The 7,247-nt window shown below is 57.7% G+C and carries 5 protein-coding genes and 2 pseudogenes; 6 read left to right on the top strand and 1 reads right to left on the bottom strand.

What is annotated here, in order from left to right:
* Positions 1 to 871 (top strand): annotated as a pseudogene (locus AACY31_RS27890) (hypothetical protein); the annotation flags it as partial.
* A 448-nt stretch (positions 872 to 1,319) separates the two neighbouring features.
* Positions 1,320 to 1,886, top strand: coding sequence for a nucleotidyltransferase family protein (locus AACY31_RS27895; RefSeq protein WP_339505519.1), 567 nt, complete (start codon positions 1,320 to 1,322; stop codon positions 1,884 to 1,886).
* Positions 1,887 to 2,072: 186 nt separating this feature from the next.
* On the opposite strand, the gene AACY31_RS27900 is transcribed toward AACY31_RS27895, so the two are convergent.
* Positions 2,073 to 2,963, bottom strand: coding sequence for a LysR family transcriptional regulator (locus AACY31_RS27900; protein ID WP_339505520.1), 891 nt, complete (start codon positions 2,961 to 2,963; stop codon positions 2,073 to 2,075).
* A gap of 115 nt (positions 2,964 to 3,078) precedes the next feature.
* Here AACY31_RS27900 and AACY31_RS27905 point away from each other — a divergent pair, with 115 nt between their 5' ends.
* The 4 genes and pseudogenes from AACY31_RS27905 to AACY31_RS27920 all read left to right on the top strand — a co-directional run.
* Positions 3,079 to 4,272, top strand: a complete 1,194-nt coding sequence (locus tag AACY31_RS27905; protein WP_339483690.1) for a serine hydrolase domain-containing protein — start codon at positions 3,079 to 3,081, stop codon at positions 4,270 to 4,272.
* A complete protein-coding gene (locus AACY31_RS27910; RefSeq protein ID WP_339483691.1) occupies positions 4,269 to 5,459 on the top strand; it encodes an MFS transporter in 1,191 nt (396 codons plus the stop codon). The genes AACY31_RS27905 and AACY31_RS27910 overlap by 4 nt, the downstream gene beginning before the upstream one ends.
* Positions 5,460 to 5,638: 179 nt before the next feature.
* A pseudogene (locus tag AACY31_RS27915) lies at positions 5,639 to 6,559 on the top strand (transposase).
* Positions 6,560 to 6,964: 405 nt separating this feature from the next.
* The coding region (locus tag AACY31_RS27920; protein ID WP_339483692.1) for a transposase at positions 6,965 to 7,247 on the top strand (283 nt) is incomplete at its 3' end.

Below are 7,247 nucleotides of genomic sequence, written 5' to 3' on the forward strand. Positions count from 1 at the left end.
GGTCTGCTTGCGCTTGCCGGCGTACTCGGCATCGGCGAAGGTCATCTGTTTCATCATTGAAAAGCTCGGCGACTGGTGTCCGGTGATTTTGCCAAATCAGGAAGTCTTTTTCAGAGTTTCCCTAGGGTATGGTGGATACGAAGAGTTGCGCTCGCAGGCCAAACAAAATGGACCTGCCTATTCCGGCCAATCGCTGGCAATAGAGCAATTCATTGCGCCAATTTCACTACGTATATCGCGCTACTGGAGTGTATCCGCCGAGAGAGCGGAGCACGTTGCGGCCGCACTGGGCCTAATGCATCTTGACGCATTCCGCCCCACAGTTCGCACTATTCAGCAGCCGCTAATGCGAGAGGATCGTGTGAGCCCGCCTGAGCGTTTGCCAAACCTCGGCTTATCACCCAGACCAATTTTTGATGCTGTACGCCATGCTGCATTGATGCCAATGGCGCAGATAGAAGCGCTTCAGGATGCGATGAGGTCAATGGTGCATATGGCAGCGCTTCAGGAAGCACTGAAACCATCGGCCCAGATGGCTGCGATTCAAGACGCAATAAAACCATCAGCGCAGATGGCGGCCCAGATGGCTGCGTTTCAAGACGCAATAAAACCATCAGCGCAGATGGCGGCCCAGATGGCCGCGATTCAAGACGCAATAAAACCATCAGCGCAGATGGCGGCCCAGATGGCCGCGATTCAAGACGCAATAAAACCACCATCAGCGCAGATGGCGGCCCAGATGGCCGCGATTCAAGACGCAATAAAACCATCAGCGCAGATGGCAGCCCAGATGGCTGCGATTCAGGATGCAATGAAACCAATGGCGCATATTGCAGCGATTCTAGACGCACTGAAATCAACACCACATTAATTACTATGCCTGGGGGGAACGTGTCTAACTCGTTGATCGATCCTCCCCGGAAATGACAGACCGCTTTTGGCCGTGCGGGCGCAGTGAAAGGTCTGCTTACGGCTAACGTCAGATCCTGGCAGCGGGAGCAGATTGTTCACAATGACGTTAGGACAAATTTTGGGCAAGTCTGGGGCCGCAATAGACCGTTTGACGACAAAGGATCTAGCGAAAAAGCCATTCTTGTTGGCCTTAAGCGGCCTGTGGCGACGACAGAAGGGGTTCGAGCCCCTTTCCGTTAAATCCGCGATAGGCCGTGCATCAAGAGCTGCTTTCGCCCCCTAACTGCCGCTCGCAACCGGCAGCGATAACCCCGTATGCGAGCGAGAAGCACAGTCATTTCGCGAATTTTGCGTACCGCTGAGGTATCGTCGCCCCCCCAGAATTAGATCGATCTCAAAGGATGAAGATGGCATTGACTGTCGAAGATTTGGTCCGGGTGGCGATGGCCAATCCAATAAACGCTGAAATCGCCTCACGCTTGCCTGCGCTCGGTTTAGGTCAGTGCATGCTTACGGCTGGTTGCTTGTTCCAAGCCATTTGGAACCATCGGTCGCGGTTGCCGCCAGCGTGGGGAGTGAAGGATTACGACGTCTTTTACTTCGATGATGATTTGTCCTGGGAGGCCGAGGATGAGGTTATCCATTCAGTTCGGCATCTGTTTCAGGACCTCGATGTAAATGTCGAGATCAAGAACCAGGCTCGCGTCCACCTTTGGTACAGCCAGCGATTTGGCGGGTCCTATCCTCAGCTTGATTCAACTAAAGACGGTATCGATCGATATCTGATTGCAGGTACGTGCATTGGTCTGGATGTGGACACTGGCGAAGTCTACTCTCCCAATGGGCTAGGCGACACGGATCAAGGGATTCTCCGTATAAACCCGAGAAATCCAAAGCCAGACTTGTTTGCTCAGAAGGCGAAAAGTTATCAAGCTCGCTGGCCTTGGCTCAGGATTATTGATTCCAGCATTTGATAAAGATCGCAGACCTTCCCAGTACGATTGTGTCGCCAAGCGCCGATTTATTGCCCACTTTGAAGGACCGCTTTTGGCCGATTACTGCCGGTGGAGACGGGTAGCAATCGACCCATTGCAGCCGGCCAGCACCGGCAGAAATCGGCCAGAAGCGGACGTTTAGAGTAGTGAAAATAAATCCGAGAATCATCTAGCCGGAAATACCCGGGCACAGAGGAAGTCGACGAATACCCGCACCTTGGGAGAGGGGTGTTTACTGGCCGGCCATAGTAAATGGAACTCGCCATTGCGCTCTGTGTGCTCTGGCAAAACGGTCCACAGCTGCCCCTCGGCGAGCGCCTGCCTGACTGAGAACTCCGGCAGGTAGGCGATGCCCAGCCCCCGTAAGGCAAAGCACAAACGGGCTTCGATGGTGTTGCAGATCATCGAAATGGGCAAGGCTAACTCGGGCTCCTCAGCAGTACGACGCAAGGCCCAGGTTTCCAGCTTGCCGCTATTGGGGAAACGGTAGTGCAGGCAGCTGTGTTGCAGCAGATCGGTTGGTACTTTTGGCGTACCACGCGCTGTCAGGTAGTCCGGCGAGGCGACCAGCAACGAACAGAATGAACCGAGCTTACGCGCCGATAAACGCGAATCCGTAGGCACGCCGGTTCTGACCACGACGTCGAAACCTTCCTCGATCACATCGACCAGGCGGTCGCTGAAGTCTAGGTCCAATTCAATGGCCGGGTACTCACGCATAAAGTCGCCGAGCACCGGATGTACCAGTGAACTGACCAAGGGCAGGCTGACCCTCAAGCGTCCACGTGGAGCGACGCTAGCTTGCGACAGTTCCAGTTGAGCTGCCTCGATTTCTGCCAGAATCCGACGGCTGCGCTCCAGAAACAGCATGCCTTCGGCAGTCGGCGTGACGCTGCGCGTGCTGCGGTGAAACAGGCGAACACCGAGCTTCTCTTCCAGCCGCGCCACACTCTTGCCGATGGCCGACGCCGACACCCCCAGCATTCGGCCGGCCGCCACGAAACTGCGATTTTCGGCGACCTGCACAAACACCACAAAGCCATTCAAGCTGTCCATGCTGCCCTCCATTGCGGACGTTCTGCTCCGCATAAAATGGAACTCTACCCCAGTTTTTCTTTAATCCTAGACTTTCTATCGTGGTGGGGCTCTCCACTCTCAGAAGGAACTGCGCATGACCCTCCCCGAAATCGCTTTATCCACGGGCACGCTTTCACGTCAATTGTCCGCGCGCATTGACGCAACGGTCCAGCAAGCGCTGGAGCAGCAGCGACTGGTTGGCGCGGTAGTATTGGTGGCCCGCGATGGCGAGTTGGTCCATCGCCAGGCGGCCGGCTGGGCCGACCGCGAGAAGCGATTGCCGATGAGCGTAGAGGCGGTGTTTCGCTTGGCATCGGTCAGCAAACCTATTGTCTCGACGGCGGCCCTGGTATTGGTAGCGCAAGGCCGTCTCGGTCTGGATGACAGCGTTGAACGGTGGTTGCCCGAGTTTCGGCCACAGTTGGCTGATGGGCGTTTTGCCCACATCACGGTGCGGCATTTGCTTAGTCACACGGCGGGGCTTGGCTATCGCTTTTTCGAAGCCGATGCGCATGGCCCCTATGCACAGGCCGGTGTCTCGGACGGTATGGATGCGTCCACCGTCAGCCTCACCGAGAACCTGAGCCGCATCGCCAGCGTGCCGCTGCTGTACGAGCCCGGCACGGCCTGGGGCTATTCGGTGGCAACCGATGTACTAGGGGCGGTGATTCAGCGGGTGCAGGGCGAGCAACTGGCTGATGCGGTGCGCCAGCTCGTGACTGATCCGCTGCGCATGACCGCTACCGGCTTTGCCGCGTTGGACCCATCGCGCGTGCCTACCGCCTATGTCAGTGCGACTCCCGAGCCCCGCGCACTGGCCGAAGGCGAAATCGTTTCGCCGTTCGAGGGGGCGATCGGCATCCCGTTCAGCCCCGCCCGCATCTTCAACCCGCAGGCGTTTGCGTCGGGTGGTGCCGGCATGGCCGGAACAGCCGAGGACTTCCTGCGCCTCCTTGAAACATTGCGTCGCGGCGGCGGTGAGCTGCTGTCCACGGCACTCGTCGAGGAGATGGCACTCGATCAAACCGGCGGCCGGGAATTGCCCGCTGCACCGGGGTTCGGCTTTGGTCTGGGGTTCTCGATACTGCGCGATCCGGCCTTGGCGGTCACCCCCGAGTCGCCAGGCACCTGGCGTTGGGGTGGCGCCTATGGCCATTCGTGGTGTGTGGATCGACAGCAGAAGCTGAGTGTCGTCGCCTTCACCAACACGTTGTACGAGGGCATGTCGGGACGGTTCGTAACCGACCTGCGGGACGCGGTATACGGCGTCGCGGAGCTAGGCCAATGAACTCGCAAGTGCAGGATCGTATGCCTTATGCACCCTTGTTGGCGCTGGCAATGGCCGCCTTCATCACCATCCTTACCGAAGCACTGCCGGCTGGTCTGTTGCCGCAGATGGCACAGGAGCTGGCCGTCTCCGAGGCATGGGTCGGGCAAACCGTCACCGCCTATGCCATTGGATCGCTAATGGCCGCCATGCCGTTAACAGCGGCCACACAAGGATTTCGTCGCCGTCCCTTGCTACTCGCTGCCATCGCCGGCTTTGCCATTGCCAACACGGTCACGACGTTTTCGACCAGCTTCACGTTGACGATCGCGGCGCGCTTTGTGGCCGGCGTTGCGGCGGGGCTGTTGTGGGCGTTATTGGCCGGCTATGCCGCGCGCCTGGTGCCCGAACACCGCAAAGGCCGCGCCATCGCGATTGCGATGGTGGGCACACCCCTGGCGCTCTCGTTGGGCATCCCGGCCGGAACCTTTCTGGGCAACGTCCTGGGATGGCGCATGTGCTTCGGCATTATGAGCCTGCTGGCCGTGCTGCTGATGGCATGGATGCGCTTCAACGTGCCAGACTTCGCCGGAAAGGTTGAAGAAAAACGTCTGTCGCTGCGCCATGTATTCACACTGCCGGGCATTCGCCCCGTGCTCTTCGTGGTACTGGCGTTCGTCCTTGCGCACAACATTCTTTACACCTACATCGCCCCGTTTCTGCAGGTGGCCGGCCTGGGGGCGCAGACGGATGTAGTACTGCTGGTCTTCGGAATCACATCGCTGCTGGGCATCTGGATTGTTGGGGTGTTAATCGACCAGTACCTGCGCGCGCTGACCCTGGCGAGTACCGCATTGTTTGGGATTTCAGCAATGGTGCTGGGTATAGCAGCCACTGAACCCGTTGCCGTTTTCGTAGCGATTGGCGCGTGGGGATTAGCCTTTGGCGGCGCCGCAACGTTGTTTCAAACGGCATTGGCCCAAACTGCTGGCAATGCGTCAGATGTCGCACAATCCATGCTCGTGACTGCTTGGAACACCGCAATTGCTGGCGGGGGCATTGTGGGAGGTCTGCTACTCGACCGACTCGGCGTAGAAGCATTCCCTCCTGCGCTACTGGTGCTGTTGGTGACCACGCTGGTGGTGACGTGGTCGGCCAAGCTGCGCGGGTTTCCCGTGGTGCAGGGACTGAAATCCGATGCAATTTGAATGTGCTGATGTGCTGATGTGGTAGCAGGCAGCAGCGAACCTCGTTAACAGCGCTCATCCCAAAGCTTTTGGACTGGACCGGCATGACAGGCAGCTATCGGCCGATTCTGTTGAAAAAGTAGCTCCCCTGGCTGGCCTCCTGCAAAATTTCCGCATCGGCCAGCAGGGAAGCACGCAGCATGATGGGACAGCTATCAAGTGGGCAGGATCGGCTGTTTTACTCGTTCAACCTTGAAGACCACATCCCAAAATATCATCTTCTGCGCAGCACTGATCGGTGTCTCGATCTGAGCGACCTGCGTCACTACCTCGCCGATTTCTATAGCCCGATTGGGCGTCCGTCGATTGATCCTGAACTGATGATCCGTATGCTGATCGTCGACTACTGCTATGGCGTCCGCTCCGAACGGCGGTTGTGTGAAGAGGCCCATTTGAACCTGGCGTATCGCTGCTCCAGGAGGCCCAGCTTTCTACGCTTACTCCACGAATTATCTGATCGATACCGAGCACGGCGTGATCATGGATGTGGAGCCCACACCGGCTCATCGAACCGCAGAAGTCGAGAGTACCAAGACGATGATCGATCGGGTCGAAGCGCAGTTCGACATCAAGCCAGAGCGCCTCATTGGCGACACCGCTTACGGCACAGCGCCGATGCTGGCCGGGAAGGTGGAGGAAAAAGATATCGAACCGCATGTGCCGGTGTGGGACAAAACCGAGCGCAAGAACGACAGCTTTTCGAGTAACGATTTCCCCTGGAATGAGGATGCTGAGGAATATCGCTGCCCAGCCGGCAACGTATACGCAGCGAATGGCGAGCCTTCAAGAACGAGCGTTCCCACGTCACAAAAGCCGACACCATCATCTTCCGATCAGCCGCTCGTGATGAGGCTCGACGCATCGCGGCGACGCCGGAGTACGCGCGCTCTCGCCACGAACGTAAAAAGGTCGAAATGTTGTTTGCCCACCTCAAACGCATCCTGAAATTGGATCGCCTGCCGCTACGTGGCATGAGTGGCGCGCCGGACGAATTCACGCTGGCCGCTGCGGTGCAGAACCTGAGACGGCTGGCCAAGTTTTCATCTCAAGGGCCACCCTAAAACCTCAAACTAACCCATTAACAGAGCAGCAAAGGTCAACGAAGGGCCGAGAGCCACTCAATGTGGTGAGTAGGTTCTCCGGTGGTGGTCGTGCCTGAGTTCAGGCGAGGCGAAATCCGACTTTTTCAACAGAATCGGCCGAAAGCCGCCCGTCGCAAACGGCAGCAATCGACCCAAATTTACCGGTGGGCCACTGCTACCTGTTGAGCCGTGTGCGCCCTCAGATCGACCTAAACCATGGACAGCGCATCTGCCTAAAAGCATAGCCTCAAGAGATTTGCATCATCATCCGCAGTTCGATCAATAACCCCGTGGCCAGATTCGCCGTAGGCGGCTAGGGAAACTCTGAAAAAGACTTCCTGATTTGGCAAAATCACCGGACACCAGTCGCCGAGCTTTTCAATGATGAAACAGATGACCTTCGCCGATGCCGAGTACGCCGGCAAGCGCAAACAGACCCGCAAGGAGTTGTTCCTGATCGAGCCGCACTATCCAAAGGGCGAAGGCGGTCGTCCGGCCTATCCACTGATGTCGATGCTGCGCGTGCATCTGATGCAGAATTGGTTCGGCTACAGCGATCCGGCGATGGAGGAAGCGTTGTATGAGACGACCATCCTGCGCCAGTTTTCGGGTCTGAGTCTGGAGCGAGTCCCGGACGAAACCACGATTCTCAACTTCCGTCGTCTGC

Origin of the sequence: Pseudomonas sp. RL_105y_Pfl2_101, from assembly GCF_963970585.1 — a bacterium.
GTDB lineage: Bacteria > Pseudomonadota > Gammaproteobacteria > Pseudomonadales > Pseudomonadaceae > Aquipseudomonas.